Here is an 18,032-nt window from a genome sequence, read left to right on the forward strand (position 1 = left end):
TTAGAATACTATAAATCGCAAAAAAAAACATCTATTGTAAGTGTATTTTCCGAAACATTTTGTAAGAAATCGATTTCAAAACAATTGATAGAATCGGTGTATTTTAGCTATTATTTCTACTGTTTAAAAACTCACTTGGAACCACCTAAGAACTTTCATCTTTGATTTATACATAAAAAATCGCTACAAGTACCACCAGTCGATACTTATAGCGATTCATTGACTTTTCTTACATCATCCCTGGCATGCCACCCATTGGCATTTCAGGTGACTCTTTTGGAATCTCTGCGACAACTGCTTCAGTTGTTAATAATAAAGCAGCTACTGACGCAGCATTTTGTAAAGCAGAACGTGTTACTTTCGTTGGATCTACAATACCTGATTCAATCATGTTTTCAAATGTATCATTCGCAGCATTATAACCGATGCCTTTTTCTGAACGATGAAGTTCATTGACTACAACTGAACCCTCTTTACCTGCATTTTCAGCAATTTGACGTACTGGTTCTTCCAAAGCACGTGCAACAATCGCTACACCAGTCGCTTCATCACCAGTCGCTTCAATTGCTAATACTTTATCTTGTACATTCACCAATGCTGTACCACCACCAGCAACAATTCCTTCTTCGACGGCTGCACGTGTTGCATTTAAAGCATCTTCAATACGCAATTTACGTTCTTTTTGTTCTGTTTCAGTAGCAGCACCTACCTTAATCACTGCCACCCCACCAGATAATTTTGCTAAACGCTCTTGTAATTTTTCTTTATCAAAGCTAGAAGTTGTTTCTTCTGCTTGAGCACGAATAATAGCGATACGATTCGCAATCGCTTGTTTATCGCCTGCTCCCTCAACAATCGTTGTTGCATCTTTGGTTACCGTTACTTTGCCTGCATGACCTAAATGTGCTACTGTTGCATCTTTCAACTCATAACCTAATTCTTCTGAAATAACTGTCGCACCTGTTAAGACAGCAATATCTTCTAACATTGCTTTACGACGGTCACCAAATCCAGGTGCTTTAACCGCCACAACATTTAATGTACCACGTAATTTATTCAATACTAATGTCGGTAAAGCTTCACCGTCAACATCTTCTGCAATAATTAACAATGGACGTCCAGATTGCATTACTTCTTCCAATAATGGTAATACATCTTGAATGTTTGTCACTTTACGGTCCGTAATGAAAATAAGTGGTGCTTCTAAATTTGCTACCATTTTTTCATTGTCTGAAACCATATATTGTGATAAATAACCACGATCAAATTGCATTCCCTCTACAACAGATAGTTCTGTTTCAATAGATTTAGACTCTTCAATCGTAATAACACCGTCATTACCTACTCGTTCCATTGCATCTGCAATCAACGCACCAATCTCATGATCACCTGAAGAAACTGCTGCAACTTGTGCAATTGCTTCTTTTGATGAAACTGGTTGTGATAACTCTTGTAATGCTTCCACTGCTACACGAGTTGCTAAATCAATCCCACGACGGATACCTACTGGGTTAGCTCCAGCCGTCACATTTTTCATTCCCTCACGTGCAATTGCTTGCGTCAATACTGTAGCCGTTGTCGTTCCGTCACCAGCTACGTCATTCGTTTTAGATGCAACTTCCATTACTAACTGTGCACCCATATTTTCAAAACGGTCTTCTAATTCGATTTCACGCGCAATTGTCACACCGTCATTTGTAATCAATGGAGAACCAAATGTTTTATCTAATACTACATTGCGTCCCTTTGGTCCTAATGTTGTTTTTACTGTATTTGCTAAAATATCAACCCCACGCAACAAAGCTGCACGTGCATCTTCTGAAAATTTCAATTCTTTTGCCATTCTATACACTCCTATTCTGGTTCCAATGAGCTGAAATGACCTCCACTTTAAAAACTTCTCTATGTGCTGTCGCACACGCCGTATGTTTTCTCCAGTGATTCATTTCAAAACGCTCATTGTCACACTATGCTTATTCTGGTTCGTTCGGGTTGACTTGACATCCACTTCGTAAATCCCCTCTGTGCGTTTCTCGAACGCCGGTGATTTTCTCCAGTGATTCAAGTCAGAACACCCTCGCTCACACTATGTTTATTCAATAACTGCTAATACTTCGTCTAATTCAACTACTAAATAATCTTTACCTTCATGTTGCACCTTTGTGCCACTAAAGTTGCTAACAACAACTGAATCGTCAACTTTTACAACATCTTCATCTGTAACTGTATGCCCAACAGCAATAACTGTTCCTACTGCAGTGTCTTCTTTTACTGCACTTGCTAGTACCAAACCACCCGCAGATACTTGTTCAACAGGATTTAAACTTAATAAAACACGTTTTCCTAAAGGTTTTAACATTGTTATTCCTCCATTAGTTAAATTTTAGCACTCTCTTCAACAGAGTGCTAACCCACTTATTATAATAGGTCATTTTTGGTCAAATTGCAAGTAGTTTAACTTAAATTTCAATTTCTCGGCATTATCGGATACAAAAATGAAAAAGACATTTATACGAGCATTAATTAAGTAATCTATTTTTAAATATTATATAGATATTTTATCTGTTATCAAAAAAAGACTAAGCAGTCAACCCACTTAGCCCCTAAAAACTATTATCGATATGTCACACCTGGTGTCATACAATCTTCTAAAATCGCAACAACTGCGTCTTTATCCAATGGTACATAGCTATTTGTTAAACGTGGTGCTACACGTTCTGCCATTTCATCGAAATGTTCCGCATCAATTTCAACTTCTGGCAATGTCATCGGCATATCAGCATCTACAAAGAATTGATAAGTTTTCTCAATCGCTTCTTTTGCCATTGCATATAAATCATCTTGGTAGGCAATTTTCCACACTCGATTTGCATACATCGCAAAACGTTCAACCGTATCTTCATTTAAACAATATGCCATCCAACGTGGTGTTAAAATTGCTAAACCTACTGCATGCGTAATATCATAGTAAGCCGATAACATATGTTCAATCGGGTGACAAGTCCACGCACCATTACGTCCCATACGCGTCAAACCATTTAACGCTAAAGTAGATGCCCACATCAAATTAGCACGAGCTTCATAATTATCTGGCTCTTTCAATGCAATCGGTAAATAATGGATACACGCTTCTAAAATCCCTTCAGCCATACGGTCTTGCACAAACACACCTGGTTCATGATTGAAATAAATTTCAAACGTATGACTCATAATATCTGCCGTTCCAGCTGCTGTTTGATTATGTGGCACAGTAAATGTATATGTTGGGTCACAAATAGACGCATACGGATACATTACATAAGCACCTGTCCCACTCTTATCTTTCGTTGCAAAATTCGTAATGACAGCCCCAGTATTCATCTCTGTTCCAGTGGCTGATAATGTTAATATATCAATTAAAGGTAATGCAGCCTCAATTAATGTTGGATTCTCAACTAAATCCCATGCATCGCCGTCATATTTCGCTGCGGCAGCAATGACTTTTGAGCAATCAATCGTTGAACCACCACCAACTGCTAAGACAACATCAATTTTATGCTCCTTACATAGAGCTGCACCCTCACGTACTGACTCAATTCTCGGATTAGGGTCAATGCCGGATAATTCGAATATTTCGCAATCAGATAATAATTCTTTTACCTTATCATAAAGACCATTACGCTTAATACTGCCACCACCATAAGTCAGTAAGACACGCTTACCAAACTTCGCCACTAATTTTGGCAATTGTTCAATTTGACCCTCACCAAAAAATACTTTCGTTGGAATATCATAAATAAAATTTTGCATCTAATCATTACTCCTTATTTAGTTCGCTTGGGTTGACTTGACTTCCACTTAGCTTGGCACTTGAACATTTCTTCTCCCATTGCTCCAGTGATTCAAGTCAAGACGTCCACGCTCACACTTTATTTCATTAATTCCATTATAGCAAGTGTTGTTAACATTGTTAATCAATAACACTTTAATTTTTTCGAAATATTACAAATTTATTATAATCTTGACTTATGTATATTTTTGTCTTGTATTCTTTTTTTGATTTTTTGTATAATAGAGTTAGTAGCAATTTTAACCATTTAATGTCTAATCAAATAAAAGGAAGAGGTCAATATGTACATTTCAAACGTCAATTCGGCTTCAATTAAGCTGCATCAGATACAATCAAACAATATCCAAGAGTCGCATACTACAACCTTAGCCTCGCATGACTATTTAACACTCATTTATATCCATAAAGGAGCTGCACATTATGAAACGCAGCAGGCTGAGCAAGTTGAACTTAAAAAGCGTGAAGTGTTAATCTTAAACCCAGGTCATAGCATTACCTTGTCACCTATTCGCAGAATCGAGTATATCTGTGTTCAATTAACAGGTATCATTTTTACATCATCAATGCAATTAGATACATCAGATTCATTCTTCCATATCAAGCAAACATCAAGTACCTTTAAAGACTACCTTGATCTTGCCTTGACGGAAACTAAAAAAAGCTATCGTGGCACTGATTTACTTTTGAAAAAATTAATTGAATGTTTGTTAATTCAAATTTTACGTCATAATGAATTATCCATTAAAGATGCTAGCATGCAATCAAAAAGTCATGAAATTGAGCAAATTCAAGCGTATATCCGAGCAAACTATGCTCAAAAAATTACACTTGATTCTCTTTCAGAAGTGGCTGATATTAATAAATACTACTTAATCCGTCTATTTAAACAGTTTACGGGTTTATCACCAATCGACTATTTAATTCATGTCAGGTTAAAAGAAGCAGAGAAATTATTAATTTCTACCCACCAATCTGTCGCTCAAATTTCAGACCAAGTCGGTTTCCATTCACCGTCACATTTTTCAAAAACATTTAAAGAATTTAACCATATTACACCGACGAAATACCGTCACACTTATACTCCGCACTAGAATAGAGAAGCAGAAGAAGCAATCCATTGTGAATACTTCTTCTGCTATTTCATTATGCTAAAATCTAAAATTATATGGCACATCCATATACGATTCATCTTCATCTCCGTCTGCCAAATCACTGTCAATGAAATAAATCAATGTTTGCAACTCAGTCGTTAAGTCAACATTTTGTACTCGAACAGAACGTGGTACATCAAAACGTAATGGTGTAAAGTTCATAATACCTTTTATCCCAACTGACACTAAACGCTCAACTACTTCTGCAGCTGTTTCTTGTGGAACTGTCAAGATAACAATTTCAATCGCTTGTTCTTCAATTTGTTTTTCAAGTTCCTCCATTGAGTACACTGGAACTCCTGATAATACTTTACCGACTAAATCTTGATTGACATCAAAAGCTGCACCAATCCGCACATTATTGTTTTTTCTAAAATTGTAGTTCAACAACGCATTTCCAAGATGTCCTACCCCAATTAATCCAATTGATGTTAAACGATCTTGATTCAATGTTTTACTAAAGAAATCAAGTAAATAATCGACATCATAGCCATATCCTCTTTTACCCAATGCCCCAAAATACGAAAAATCTCGACGAATAGTGGCACTATCAACTTTCACTGCCTCACTCAATTCGGTAGACGAAATACGTCTTTTACCCGCATTATGCAAGAAACGAAGATAGCGATGATAAATTGGCAAACGTCGTGCCGTCGCACGTGGAATTTCTTTGTGCATAATTTCTCCTACCTTTTCACTAAATAATGGTTACTTTCGTTTATATTACCATGATTATAACAAACTTTCACAAACTATGCTACTGTTTTTAATAACTTTGTGTTTTACGTCACATGCTAATGAATCAAAACGAAAAAAATTACCTTCAAATATTATCGGAAAATTCATTACATTAGTTATCTCCAACAATCAATTGACCAACTTCATATCCAAGTTTTTGCATCGCTTGCTGCTGTTGCGTCATTTCACCGTTATTAGATAAAACAACAAAAACATACCGATGATTACGATATTCCATAATACCTGCGTCAGCTAACACACCCCGTTCAGCAAATGTTCCTGTTTTATTATACACTTTAATATCTTTTGACATTCTTGCAAAGAGTTTCTCATGGTCGTGCTGTTGTTCCAAAATATCTAGCATTGATTGGCTTGCTGATTTAGACACCAATTCCCCTTGAGCCAGTCGTGTCAATAAATTACCCACATCAATCACAGTCGTTTCATTGTCAATTCCATTTTCTAACGCTTTAAAATCCAACATTTTCCGTCTTAATTGCGTTTGTTTAAATCCCATTTGATGAATCTGTTGATTAACAAATTGCACGCCACCTAGTTCGTTAATTAAAATATTCGTTGCTGTATTATCACTAGAAATAATCATCTCCTTTGCTAATTGCTGCAAAGAATATATCGTGCCAATCGGAGCATTTTGAATAGAGCCAGTACCACCGACAATATCAGCTGCTTGCAATGAATACATCGAATTCAAATCAATCATACCCTTTTCACTCTGCTCAAATAATACTGCTAAAATATACAGCTTAATGATACTAGCAGAACGAGCCGGTTGATTATTATAAACAATTGGTGCTGTATTTTCAGATACTTTTCTAAAATACAATTGATGTTTGCCCTTTATATTAGCAAAATTCATTTTAAATAGTGCAGAAGCTTTGGAACGAACGATTGAAAGCATTGATACAGGAGCGTTCATTTGATAATAATCGATGGCATCGATACTATACGGCGCACCTAGTAACAATAGTTGAACAAGTATTATTCGAAACATGTGCCTATCACCTCCATTAAGCGTATTACAACTCAACTTTTTTATAACCTATTTCCTCCAATATTTTGTACTTTCGAAAGGAAGAATATATCTAGTACTATTATATCTCTGTTCTATCCAGGTCACTAGTTTCAGCGTACTTTAATTTGAACCAAAAGACCTGCCGATGGATAACTTATTCCTCCACTCGACAGGCGATTCTTCATCAAAACTCATCTAAAATTTTATTCAACATCAAAAAGTGTATCTTTAACATCTTCGGCAGTTTCTGGCACTGCATCACCTATATTATAGTGTGCTCTAACTTTCGCAAATATTTCTTTATACAATTCTTGATTCGCTTCTAAAAATTCTTTTGCAGTTTCACGCCCTTGACCAAGACGTGTTTCACCATAAGAGTACCAAGAACCTGCTTTTTTAACGATATCTGCTTCTGCTGCTAAATCGAGCATTTCTCCTAATTGAGAAATACCTTTTCCGTACATAATATCAACTTGAACTTCTTTAAAAGGTGGTGCTACTTTATTTTTAACAATCTTAATTTTTGCACGATTCCCTACCATATCAGAGCCGTCTTTAATAATTTCAGAACGACGTACTTCCATTCGGATTGTTGAATAGAATTTTAATGCTCTTCCCCCTGGAGTTACTTCTGGATTACCATACATAACACCCACTTTTTCACGCAATTGGTTGATAAAGAAACAAATCGTTTTTGTTTTATTAATCGTTCCCGATAATTTTCTCAAAGCCTGAGACATTAAACGAGCTTGCAAACCAACGTGAGCATCACCCATTTCACCTTCAATTTCAGCACGTGGTACAAGAGCTGCTACCGAATCGATAACAATAATATCAATTGCACCCGTCCCTACTAATGCATCAGCGATAGCCAAACCTTGTTCTCCAGTATCTGGCTGCGATAATAGTAATTCATCTATATTTACACCTAAATTTGTCGCATAGGCTGGATCTAGAGCATGCTCAGCATCGATAAAAGCAGCTGTCCCTCCTTGTTTTTGGACTTCTGCAATTGCATGCAGTGCAACGGTTGTTTTCCCTGATGACTCTGGACCATAACACTCAATAATTCGACCACGAGGATACCCACCTACTCCCAGTGCGATATCAAGTAGCAATGACCCCGATGGAACGGTTGAAATCTTCGTCTCCGTTTTTTCCCCCATTCTCATGATTGAGCCTTTCCCAAAGTTCTTTTCAATTTCTTTTAATGCTTTGTCTAGCGCTTTCTGACGTTCTGCGTCCATAATAACCTCCTATTGTTCCTTAATTCCCTCTAAATAATAAATACACTAATTATCAAGCAATTATTTTTTTAATTTTTTACTTAGTTGGATTAAATATTCCTTTAGTTCATCTTTAGTTTCATCATGACTTAAACCATACTGAATACTATATTCCATATACCCCATTTTGTTTCCTACATCATATCGTTTCCCTGTAACTTTTTTAGCAAATACTCTTTGATGATGATTAAGCAAATTGATAGCATCTGTCAACTGTAATTCATCTTCTGCTCCTGGTACAATACGTTCTAATTCTTGGAATACTTCAGGTGTTAAAACATATCGTCCAGCAATCGCCAGATTACTTGATGTGGAACTCGATTTTGGTTTTTCAATAAATTCACGGACATGATAAACAGCATCTTGATTCTTGATACTATTTTCTCGTTCAATTTCTACCATTCCATACCGTTCAATGTCCTTAGGCTCAACTTCGACAGCTGCAACACACGCTGCACGATGTTCTTCATAGAAGTCTATCAATTGCTTTGTAACTGGAACTTCAGCTTCAAAAATATTATCACCTAACAATACAGCAAATGGTTCGTTATCAACAAATGCTTTCGCTTGTAAAATAGCATCTCCCAATCCAACTGGATATGATTGGCGTACAAAAAATAAATTTTCTTTTGTAGTCGAACGAACAATTGATAATAATTCTTCTTTCCCTTTAGATTTTAAATTTTCTTCCAATTCATAATTAGAATCAAAATGGTCTTCTATTGAACGTTTCTGTTTACCTGTTATGATAAGAATTTCTTCGATGCCTGATTCAATCGCTTCTTCCACGATAAATTGAATAACTGGTTTATCAACAATCGGAAGTAACTCTTTTGAACTTGCTTTTGTTGCTGGAAGAAATCCCGTTCCATACCCAGCTGCAGGAATTATCGCTTTTTTAATCATAAAACACACCTCTTTTCAAACACTTTCTCATTCATTATATCACACGCAACTTGCAAGTGATACATTTAATCCTTAATAAAAAAAAGCCGGACAAACAGTCCGACCAGATAATCCAATAAATTATTTATTTACACGCAATGCAAAACTTGGTGAGAAGTATGAACTAATTGCATTATACTCTAACGGAGTACCAGGTTGTGATGCATGGATATATTTTCCATCACCTGTTGCAATCGCTACGTGGTAAGTGCTACCAGGTTCTCCCCAGAAATATAAATCTCCTGGTTGTGCTTCTGAAACGCTGATACGTTGACCTGAATGCTCTTGAGCACCAGTCCAGCCACCGATATCAACTCCATAAGTTTGACGATAAACATATTGAACAAAGCCTGAGCAATCAAATCCACTTGGAGATTTACCCCCCCATACATATGGAGTACCTAAAAATTGAGATGCATTACTTAATAATGCTTCAACATTTCCAGTCGCTACGACTGCTGCTTCTTGCGCTGCTTGGGCTTGAGCCGCTGCCTCTTGGGCTGCTTGAAGTTTGGCTTCTGCCTCTTCACGTGCTACTCGAGCTGTTTCTTCAGCTGCTGCCTGCGCTGCTTGGGCCGCAACTTCTGCTTGTCTTGCCGCCTCTTCGGCTGCTGCCACATCAACAGGATTTACTGTTTCAACTACTGGTGTTTCTGTAGCAACAGATTCAGCTATTGCAGCTTCTGTTGTTGCATTTTCAACAACTGCTGGCTCAACTACTGATTCTTCCGTTGCTGGAGCAACTTCTTCAGTTTCTGAAGTCACTGGTGCCTCAGTTTCAACTGGAGTTGACACTTCAGGTACTGCTGTTTCCAACGCTTCTGCTTTAGCCACAGCTTCTTCAGCCGCTTGTGCTTGAAGTTGAGCTTCTGCTTGCGCTTGCGCTGCTACCTCTTGGGCTGCCTGTGCTTGCGCTTGAGCTTCAGCAATCGCTTGAGCCGCTGCTGCAGCTGCTGCTTCTTGCTCTGCAATAATTCTCATTTGTTCTTCATATGCTTGTTTTTCAGCAATTAACGCATCACGTTGTTCAGCTGCCAATGTAATATCATTAGTTAACTGATTATAGATAGCTTCGTTTTCAGCTTGCTTAACTTCTAATGTTTCTTTTAATTTTTCAAGTTCAATTTGTTTATTAACTTTTTCTTTCTTAGCTGTTTCAACTTCAGCTCGTTTTGTTTCAACAGCTTCTTTATCTTCTTTTTGTGTTGTTAATAAACTTTTGTTTGAAGAAACCATTCGACGGATAACATCTAAACGCCCCACAAAATCACTAATTGATTCAGAAGATGCAACTAAATTTAAATAATTAGTTGTACCACCATTCACTTGCACAGCACGTGCTTGATCAGCTAATAAATCTTCTCTTTTCTCAATTAATTTTTCCAATTCTGAAATTTGGCTATTTAATTCGTTGATTTTATCATCATCTGTTGCAATGTTTTTTAACAATTCAGATGCTTCAGCACGCATCGCTTCCAAAGCTTCATATCCTAAAGCTAATTCACCATGTAATACTGCTTGTTGAGCAGATAGATTGTCAATCGCATATTGCGTGTCATTAATTAACGTATCATAATCCTGTGCTAAAGCAATTGCTGGTGCAGTCACAGTACTTAAAACTATTGACGAGGCAAATACAGTTGCCATTGTTTTGATTGAAAACATTTTACGCATACACTTTTCTCCTATTTCATTTATATATATATCTTTATTTTAAATCAAGGCACACCGCCTTCTATAACTGATACTATACTATCATAATTTTTTTTGTTTTTGTGGCTTTTCAATAAATCGTATCTTGATTGTAACCTTGCTGTAATATTGTTCTGTAATCAAGTTTTATATAAAAATTTCCGTATGAAATACCTATTTTTAGAAGGATTCCATACGGATTATACTTTATTTAACTATCATTTCTTTAATCTATTAAAGTTACTAAGTGATATTGTTTTTTACCTCGACGCACCACGATATATTTGCCACCAATTGCTAGCTCTTCGCTAACTTCAGCCTCTGCATCAGTTATTTTCTCACCATTCAATGAAATGGCACCATTATTAATAAATTCACGGGCTTCTCTCCTTGATTTAACAATACCAGTATCAACTAACCATACAGCTAAATTAGCCGCTGCTTTTGGAGCTTGAGACTGTGGCATATTACTTAAACCAGTTTCGATTTGTTTTTCTGTCAAGCTACGAATATCCCCAGAAAACAGTGCTGCTGTAATCTGTTGTGCATCTTCTAATTCTTTTTCACCATGCACAAATTTTGTGATTTCTTCAGCCAATGTTCTTTGAGCCAAACGCTCATGCGGTGCATCTCTCACTGCTTGTTCTAATGCGTCAATTTCTTCTTTTGATAAGAATGTGAAGTATTTTAAGAATTTAACAACATCTTCATCAGCTTGATTTAACCAAAATTGGTAAAATTCATATGGTGTTGTTTTTTCTGGATCTAACCATACAGCTCCACCGGCAGTTTTCCCAAATTTAGTTCCGTCTGATTTTAACATCAAAGGTATTGTTAAACCGTAAACTTCTCGTTCATGCCCTTGTGTACGGCGAATATAATCCAAACCAGATGTAATATTCCCCCATTGATCTGCACCACCTATTTGCAATTGAACATCTTGATGCTCATGCAAATAAGCAAAGTCAATTGACTGTAAAATTTGATACGAAAATTCCGTAAAGGAAATCCCATTTTCAAGACGGCTCGCTACAACATCTTTTGCTAACATTGTATTAATATTAAAATGTTTTCCGTAATCACGTAAAAAATCTAATAAAGTAATCGTACTGAGCCAGTCATGATTGTTTACAATTCTAAAACCACTCGCTGCAACATCACCTTTTAAAAACAGTTTATCCATTTGAGCAGCTAATTTACGAGCATTTTCATTCACAACGTCCATCGTTTGCAATGAACGTTCGCTTGTTCGTCCACTTGGATCGCCAATCGAACCGGTTGCCCCACCAATCAAAACAACTGGTTTATGTCCGGCTAATTGAAATCTTTTCAACACCATGAACGGAATTAAATGTCCGATATGCATCGAATCTCCCGTTGGATCGACCCCACAATATAAACCAATTGATTTTTCTTTAGTTAATTTTTTTAATCCGTCTGCATCTGTTTGCTGATTAATCGCTCCACGCCACTCTAATTCTTCAATAATTGACATCATTCTTCTCTCCTTTTTACTTTGACTATTTTTACCACTCTGCAGGGCTCCACATTTTACCGTCGATTTCATCCTGCAATAATTCCAGCCTGTCACACTGCTGTTGCGACAATTCAAGTAATACTTCTAACAATGCTTTCGTTGGATAATCTTTTGCTTGAGTGGATAATTCGTTTATCAATTGTTCTTCCCACATTATATTACCATTCCTTTTTCAAATCCACTATCTCTTCAATGGCATAGGCTGAATGCTCTAATTTTTGCAAAAACATTTCCCATTGCATTTTTTGAGCATCACTAGTAAACGATAATTCCGACTCCGTTAACTGATGCGCTCGATTTAAAATATATCGTTGCATACTCATAAAATCACCTGCGTCTAAATGCTCTAAATAATAACCATATCGCCACAACAATTTCACTTTCTGCTTTTCCGTCAAATAATGAAATTGATAAATTGGAAAAATAGGTTTAAATCGCATCTGAGAATACTTAGCAATCAATTCAAAACTAACCAATAATTCTGAAATTGACCGCCCCTCTGTTCCACCTAATTGATAACGCTGTGCTTTTTGACCTACAATCACCACAACACCCATTGTCTTGCCAGCCAATTCTGCCTTGCTATATAAATGCCAATTTTCATCTATCCATTTTTTTAAAATAGCAGGTGCTTGATACCAATACAGTGGAAACTGGAAGATAATTTGATGATATTTTGAGAAGTCAATCTTTGCTTTGCTTGAATCCAATTTTGCCAAATCAATATACTCTGTGTGGGTAATGCTTTTCCCTGTTTGAATAAGAAATTGCTGACTACCCGATTCTTCAATCGCTGGATGAGCCACAATACACAATGTATGAATTTCGGTCATCATTTCACCCCCAATATAGTTGACTAAAAATATATGAATAGCAGGTAGCATGAAGACGATGCTTTACCGCCTCCTCTACCTGCTCATAATTATTCTTGCGTTTCTTCATTATTCTCAATCGGATTTTCGTCTACTCCAGTATTTGTATCAGCTGCACTTTCCGAAGAAACCGGTGGCTCTACCGATTCTGTAATAATCGGAGCCGTTTCTCTTACGGTTTCAACCTCTACATATTCAATAACTGTTTCGAATTCTGCTTCAGTCGTTTGAATGAAAGCAGCTTGATTTTTATTCAATAATTCTGTTAAGAACACAGATGGTTCTACCGCTACTTTAGCAATGTCATAGTAGCCCGGAATTTCTTGTGCAATTTCAGTAAAGCTAGCTAAAAACTTACCCAAATAGCGTTCGACTTGCACTTTAACTTTAGGAACCATACCTTTATCCGTTACATTTTTTTGTGCTGCCTCAAATTCACGCATTTTCTTCGCTATATTACCAATCTGTCCGTCTTCAATCGCAATTTTTTGTACATCTTCCAATAATGAAACAGCTTTGTCATACGCTTCGACTTGTTCCTTAGCTTTTTCAAGCATCTCACGAATCAAATCAATAAATGCGTCTTGTTTCATTTCATCATCATTATTTTCAGATACCCGTTGCGGAACTTTATTAATAAATTGTTGCTCCAATTGTTGAAGTTGCTCCGATGTTAATGAATCTACTAATTGCCGTTCTTCCTGAACAGTTTCTCCTTTAATAACAGGTTCATTCGAATTAGCCCCTATGTAGATAGCATTAAGTGCATTTTGTGCCTCTCTTTTCCATTCAACAATCATTAATTCTGATAAAACCTTATTTTTTTCAGCAGTTGACGTATTTAGTTTTGCTACTTCTGTTTTGATTATTTCAAGTTCTTCTGCTTGAATTTCCTCTGCTCTTAAAAATGTTTTTTCTTGGGGATTAGCATAAAAAGCCTCGACTTTATCTAATAATTGTTCAATCATTTGTACTTGATTATTTTCAAGACTCATCGGTTCTTTAACTGCACTCCGTTGAGAATATATCTTTAACAATCCGACTAAGATAAGCGATAAAACTATGACAATCAAAAATTTAATAACTTTTTTCATCGACATCTCCTATCTGTTTTATTTTTCTTAATAAGAATATCAGTCTACTCCAAAAATGTAAACCATAACGGTATTCATATCAATTTTACGATTCATTACGATTCAGCATGTGGAAAATACATAATAAAAGTTGTGCCTTTACCTAGATGACTCTCCACTCGAATCCACCCCTCATGTGCCTCAACCAATGATTTTACAACTGCCAAACCAATACCTGACTCTCCAAATTTAGTGTTTTTTCGAGAAATATCCGCTTTATAAAATCTTTCCCAAATATTTTCTACTTGTTCAGCATCAATACCAATACCATTGTCCTCAACTTTAATCAAAATACCCTTATCTACCGCCTGCCCTATGAGCCTAACCGGTGCATTCTCTGAAAATTGAATCGCATTAGTAACGATATTAATCAATATTTGAATCATACGATCATAATCTGCACAAACCGTCAATTGTGATTCTGCATCAACAATAATCTGAATACCCTTTTGTTCTGCTTTTGTCAACAATTGCGTTTGAATTTGCTCTAACAATTGTTTTACATTTAATGGCTGTTTTTTGAGCACAATTTGTCGATTACGAATTTTTTCATAATCTAAATTCTCATTTACCAAACGAATTAAACGCTGTGTTTCTTTCATAATCAAAGCTAAACTGCGTTCTTTTTGATTTTCTGGAATTAAATCATACTGCAAGCCCTCTAACACACCGCTCATGGTCGTTAATGGCGTTCGCATTTCATGAGCAGCATCCATCATCATTTGCCGGCGAATATTTTCCTGCCGTTGAATTTCTTCTTCCGACTTACGCAAAGCATCTGCCATGTGTTGAAAATCCCGTGCTAAATCACCAAATTCATCTTGATTTTGTGTATTGAGTGTCAGTTGATAATTGCCAGAAATAATTTCTTCAGTCGCTAATTGAAGTCGTTTGATACGTTTCACTTGATACATTGCATATACCACTGCCATGGTAATTCCAATAGCAGCTGATATTAAAAATGCAAACATAATATTATGTTGAACTGCACGCACTTGCTCGTCTAAATCAGATAGAGGAGCTCCGATACTAATAAATCCTTCTGGAAACTCACTGTATCCCCCTTTATTCGAAACATATACCGTTGCCATACTGACACGCTGCTCATCTCGATTGTAACGAAAACTTCTTTGAATCCCAATCGTTTCATCATTAGTAATACGTTCTAATTGCTCTTGAGAGAGTTGCAACTTATTACGTTGATCGTATGACGGATAAATAACCGTACCGTCTGCTAAATAGACTTGAATGACAATATCATCATTTGCCATCAACTTGGTTACTCGTTCTAAGTCTTTTCGTGTAAATTTATTCGCAACAATATTCGTGCCATAAGCAACTAATTGTTTCTGCTTTTGTTCTATAATTTGGTTAGACATATAACTACTAATTAAGAATGCACTTAACCCTAATGCAACAAGCAATACAGACATCACACTAAGAATTTGTTGCCACAACAACTTCATGTTAGTCCCCTACTTCTTCGTATTTATAGCCGACACCCCAAACAGTTTGAATTACTTGTGGCCCTACCAACTCAATTTTTTGTCTTAATTTTTTGATATGAGCATCTACTGTTCGTTCATCGCCAAAAAACGGATCTTCCCATATACTCTTTAATAATTGGTCACGACTAAAGACTCGTTTAGGATATTTTGCGAACATCGCTAGCAATTCAAATTCTTTCGGCGTTAAATTTTCAATTACTGCATCACGATAATACGCCTCTCGATTTGAAGTATTAATCTTAATCGCATTAGTCCGAATATCAAATTCACTATCATTTCTATCTGTCGCACCCTGTTCATCAATCGCATGCGTACGACGATGTAAGGCTTTCATACGAGCTAACAAAGTTAACGGACTAAATGGCTTCGTGACATAATCATCCGCCCCCATTTCAAGACCAATCACTTGATCACTTTCTGAATCTTGTGCTGTTAACATAATAATCGGAAAAGTTTGCGAAATAGCACGCATCTTACGACAAATTTGAATACCGTCCATTGACGGTAAATTAATATCTAAAATAGCCAAATCCCAATTAGCTGGATTTTGTTCATACGCTTGAAATCCTTCTAAACCATCATGATAAAAACTCGCTTCAAAGCCTTCTTTTTCAAAAAACATCCCCATCATTTCAGTTACGGACTCATTATCTTCAATCATGATTATTTTCATTTTTTACAACCCCTTTCAATGTTCCATACTACTTATCTTTATCCAACAACTATTTCTGGGCAACTACACGATTATTCATTCAATAAAAAAGCATTTTTAACTTTTTTTGTGTAATTATTCTTAGAAGTTATAACAATTTTTGGAAAGGACTGATTCAATGAATCAAGTAAATTTTATCGGCCGTATTGTACGTGATATTCAAAGCAAATCCCTAAATGAACATCACCAAGTAGTCAACAACTCACTCGCAGTCCCGCGCAAACAACGTGATAAAAACGGTGAATTAGCTACTGATTTTATTCCCTTTGTTGCTTGGGACCAACAAGCCTCTATCTTACAAAAATATTGTCAAAAAGGCCAACGCATTGCGATTCAAGGCCGCATGCAAAGTCGTTCATACACTAATAGTGACAATCAACCACGTCAAATATTGGAATGTGTCGTCCAAGAAATCACCTTACTCGATCGTATGAGCACCGCATCTCAACAAACTGCCCCACAATTTTCTGAAATCCCCTCAGAACTAGAGTCATTACCATTTGATACGATTGAAACCTAACGCTATTAAATTAAAAATCATTTTGCAGACAAGTGCCAATCCCTTTATCCGTTCTATTCAGAATCACAATGGACTGGCACTTCTCAAATGAACTTCACTCTCCAAAATCAACCAAAGTACCTATCTAATCATCACCCAGTTCATTTGCTATTTGTACTAATTTACGCAAACGATGATTAACCCCCGACTTCGAGATTGGTCCACCTGGTATTAAGTCCCCTAATTCTTTCAAACCCATATCTGGATTATCCAGACGAAATTGAGCCATTGTTCGCAATTTTTCTGGCAAATAATCCAAGCCTTTTTTCTGCTGAATTTTTTCTATCGCTTCTCGTTGACGATTGGCTGCTTCAACCACTTTGTTTAAATTGGCATTTTCACAATTCACCAAACGATTAACGGAATTACGCATATCTCGAACGATACGAATATCTTCAAATTTTAACACAGCACTATTAGCACCAATAACCGCTAAAAAGTCAGCAATTTTCTCAGCTTCTTTGATATAAGTAATATACCCATTACGTCTCGCGATCGTTCGTGCATGTAAATTAAAATCATTCATCATCTGACAAATATTTTCATTATGTGATTCATAATTTGAATAGATTTCAAGATGATAACTATTTGCTTCCGGATTATTAACAGACCCTGCTGCCATAAAAGCACCACGTAAATAAGAACGTTTCTTCTGGTCACTATTCATAATGTCTTCCGATACTTCGGCACGAATGAACATCCCGTCAAAAATATCCAGTGCTTCTAATACTTCTCTCACATTTTGTCGGCAACGCACAATATAGACATTATTTTTTTTCAACTTCATTTTACGTCGTACAATCAGTTCACTATCCAGTGAAAAATGCTCTTTAAACAACGTGTAAATACGACGTGCAATGGCCGCATTCTCACTCTGTATATTCAATATTAATGCTTGCTGATAAATACTAACAGCACCATTCATACGAATTAAAGCTGTTAACTCTGCTTTTGCGTGCTCACGATGTACTTCAATTAACGTACACTCTTTTTTTACTTCAGACGCAAATGTCACGTACATCACCTCTCTTAACAGG

Annotated in this window: 17 protein-coding genes; 2 read left to right on the top strand and 15 right to left on the bottom strand. The window is 36.4% G+C overall.

Annotation, left to right across the window (positions count from 1 at the left end; all coding sequences use genetic code 11):
- Positions 1-229: 229 nt before the first annotated feature.
- The 3 genes from groL to JDW14_08515 all read right to left on the bottom strand — a co-directional run bounded on the left by groL (position 230) and on the right by JDW14_08515 (position 3,789).
- A complete protein-coding gene (gene groL / locus JDW14_08505; protein ID QQD65324.1) occupies positions 230-1,843 on the bottom strand; it encodes a chaperonin GroEL in 1,614 nt (537 codons plus the stop codon).
- 249 nt (positions 1,844-2,092) lie between these two features.
- Entirely contained in the window at positions 2,093-2,359 is a 267-nt protein-coding gene (locus tag JDW14_08510; protein ID QQD65325.1) for a co-chaperone GroES, read from the bottom strand.
- Between the two features lie 254 nt (positions 2,360-2,613).
- On the bottom strand, positions 2,614-3,789 hold the full coding sequence (locus JDW14_08515; protein QQD65326.1) for an iron-containing alcohol dehydrogenase: 1,176 nt from the start codon (positions 3,787-3,789) through the stop codon (positions 2,614-2,616).
- A gap of 321 nt (positions 3,790-4,110) precedes the next feature.
- Here JDW14_08515 and JDW14_08520 point away from each other — a divergent pair, with 321 nt between their 5' ends.
- Positions 4,111-4,920, top strand: a complete 810-nt coding sequence (locus JDW14_08520; GenBank protein ID QQD65327.1) for a helix-turn-helix transcriptional regulator — start codon at positions 4,111-4,113, stop codon at positions 4,918-4,920.
- 57 nt (positions 4,921-4,977) lie between these two features.
- Here JDW14_08520 and JDW14_08525 read toward each other — a convergent pair whose 3' ends face one another.
- The 11 genes from JDW14_08525 to JDW14_08575 all read right to left on the bottom strand — a co-directional run bounded on the left by JDW14_08525 (position 4,978) and on the right by JDW14_08575 (position 16,397).
- The gene (locus JDW14_08525; GenBank protein ID QQD65328.1) at positions 4,978-5,658 is read right to left on the bottom strand and encodes a redox-sensing transcriptional repressor Rex; all 681 of its coding nucleotides are present in this window, start codon (positions 5,656-5,658) and stop codon (positions 4,978-4,980) included.
- Between the two features lie 172 nt (positions 5,659-5,830).
- Positions 5,831-6,730: a serine hydrolase gene (locus JDW14_08530; protein QQD65329.1), complete on the bottom strand. Its 900-nt coding sequence runs from the start codon at positions 6,728-6,730 to the stop codon at positions 5,831-5,833.
- 224 nt (positions 6,731-6,954) lie between these two features.
- Complete coding sequence (gene recA / locus JDW14_08535) at positions 6,955-7,998, bottom strand: recombinase RecA (GenBank protein QQD65330.1); 1,044 nt, start codon at positions 7,996-7,998, stop codon at positions 6,955-6,957.
- Positions 7,999-8,058: 60 nt separating this feature from the next.
- A complete protein-coding gene (gene galU / locus JDW14_08540) occupies positions 8,059-8,943 on the bottom strand; it encodes a UTP--glucose-1-phosphate uridylyltransferase GalU (protein ID QQD65331.1) in 885 nt (294 codons plus the stop codon).
- Positions 8,944-9,063: 120 nt separating this feature from the next.
- A complete protein-coding gene (locus tag JDW14_08545) occupies positions 9,064-10,656 on the bottom strand; it encodes a C40 family peptidase (GenBank protein QQD65332.1) in 1,593 nt (530 codons plus the stop codon).
- Between the two features lie 244 nt (positions 10,657-10,900).
- A complete protein-coding gene (locus tag JDW14_08550; protein ID QQD66542.1) occupies positions 10,901-12,169 on the bottom strand; it encodes a tyrosine--tRNA ligase in 1,269 nt (422 codons plus the stop codon).
- A gap of 31 nt (positions 12,170-12,200) precedes the next feature.
- Complete coding sequence (locus JDW14_08555; protein QQD65333.1) at positions 12,201-12,365, bottom strand: hypothetical protein; 165 nt, start codon at positions 12,363-12,365, stop codon at positions 12,201-12,203.
- Between the two features lie 4 nt (positions 12,366-12,369).
- A complete protein-coding gene (locus JDW14_08560) occupies positions 12,370-13,044 on the bottom strand; it encodes an NAD(P)H-dependent oxidoreductase (GenBank protein ID QQD65334.1) in 675 nt (224 codons plus the stop codon).
- 89 nt (positions 13,045-13,133) lie between these two features.
- The gene (locus JDW14_08565; GenBank protein ID QQD65335.1) at positions 13,134-14,177 is read right to left on the bottom strand and encodes a hypothetical protein; all 1,044 of its coding nucleotides are present in this window, start codon (positions 14,175-14,177) and stop codon (positions 13,134-13,136) included.
- 95 nt (positions 14,178-14,272) lie between these two features.
- On the bottom strand, positions 14,273-15,682 hold the full coding sequence (locus tag JDW14_08570; protein ID QQD65336.1) for a HAMP domain-containing histidine kinase: 1,410 nt from the start codon (positions 15,680-15,682) through the stop codon (positions 14,273-14,275).
- 1 nt (position 15,683) lies between these two features.
- Positions 15,684-16,397, bottom strand: coding sequence for a response regulator transcription factor (locus JDW14_08575; GenBank protein ID QQD65337.1), 714 nt, complete (start codon positions 16,395-16,397; stop codon positions 15,684-15,686).
- A gap of 157 nt (positions 16,398-16,554) precedes the next feature.
- Here JDW14_08575 and JDW14_08580 point away from each other — a divergent pair, with 157 nt between their 5' ends.
- Positions 16,555-16,956 carry a single-stranded DNA-binding protein gene (locus JDW14_08580; GenBank protein QQD65338.1) on the top strand — a complete coding sequence of 134 codons (402 nt, stop codon included), beginning with the start codon at positions 16,555-16,557 and terminating at the stop codon, positions 16,954-16,956.
- 124 nt (positions 16,957-17,080) lie between these two features.
- Here the strand turns inward: JDW14_08580 and whiA are convergent, their stop codons facing one another.
- Positions 17,081-18,010, bottom strand: a complete 930-nt coding sequence (whiA, locus tag JDW14_08585) for a DNA-binding protein WhiA (protein ID QQD66543.1) — start codon at positions 18,008-18,010, stop codon at positions 17,081-17,083.
- Between the last annotated feature and the right edge of the window lie 22 nt (positions 18,011-18,032).

The organism is Aerococcaceae bacterium zg-252 (assembly GCA_016237705.1).
Classification (GTDB): domain Bacteria; phylum Bacillota; class Bacilli; order Lactobacillales; family Aerococcaceae; genus Globicatella; species Globicatella yangjingiae.

Bases quoted from the DNA above. Each gene is read 5' to 3' on its own strand.
- JDW14_08555 (QQD65333.1), bottom strand. From the start codon at position 12,365: ATGTGGGAAGAACAATTGATAAACGAATTATCCACTCAAGCAAAAGAT.
- JDW14_08545 (QQD65332.1), bottom strand. From the start codon at position 10,656: ATGCGTAAAATGTTTTCAATCAAAACAATGGCAACTGTATTTGCCTCG.
- JDW14_08510 (QQD65325.1), bottom strand. From the start codon at position 2,359: ATGTTAAAACCTTTAGGAAAACGTGTTTTATTAAGTTTAAATCCTGTT.
- JDW14_08560 (QQD65334.1), bottom strand. From the start codon at position 13,044: ATGACCGAAATTCATACATTGTGTATTGTGGCTCATCCAGCGATTGAA.
- JDW14_08565 (QQD65335.1), bottom strand. From the start codon at position 14,177: ATGAAAAAAGTTATTAAATTTTTGATTGTCATAGTTTTATCGCTTATC.
- JDW14_08580 (QQD65338.1), top strand. From the start codon at position 16,555: ATGAATCAAGTAAATTTTATCGGCCGTATTGTACGTGATATTCAAAGC.
- JDW14_08515 (QQD65326.1), bottom strand. From the start codon at position 3,789: ATGCAAAATTTTATTTATGATATTCCAACGAAAGTATTTTTTGGTGAG.
- JDW14_08575 (QQD65337.1), bottom strand. From the start codon at position 16,397: ATGAAAATAATCATGATTGAAGATAATGAGTCCGTAACTGAAATGATG.
- JDW14_08570 (QQD65336.1), bottom strand. From the start codon at position 15,682: ATGAAGTTGTTGTGGCAACAAATTCTTAGTGTGATGTCTGTATTGCTT.
- galU (QQD65331.1), bottom strand. From the start codon at position 8,943: ATGATTAAAAAAGCGATAATTCCTGCAGCTGGGTATGGAACGGGATTT.
- groL (QQD65324.1), bottom strand. From the start codon at position 1,843: ATGGCAAAAGAATTGAAATTTTCAGAAGATGCACGTGCAGCTTTGTTG.
- JDW14_08520 (QQD65327.1), top strand. From the start codon at position 4,111: ATGTACATTTCAAACGTCAATTCGGCTTCAATTAAGCTGCATCAGATA.
- JDW14_08525 (QQD65328.1), bottom strand. From the start codon at position 5,658: ATGCACAAAGAAATTCCACGTGCGACGGCACGACGTTTGCCAATTTAT.
- JDW14_08530 (QQD65329.1), bottom strand. From the start codon at position 6,730: ATGTTTCGAATAATACTTGTTCAACTATTGTTACTAGGTGCGCCGTAT.
- JDW14_08550 (QQD66542.1), bottom strand. From the start codon at position 12,169: ATGTCAATTATTGAAGAATTAGAGTGGCGTGGAGCGATTAATCAGCAA.
- recA (QQD65330.1), bottom strand. From the start codon at position 7,998: ATGGACGCAGAACGTCAGAAAGCGCTAGACAAAGCATTAAAAGAAATT.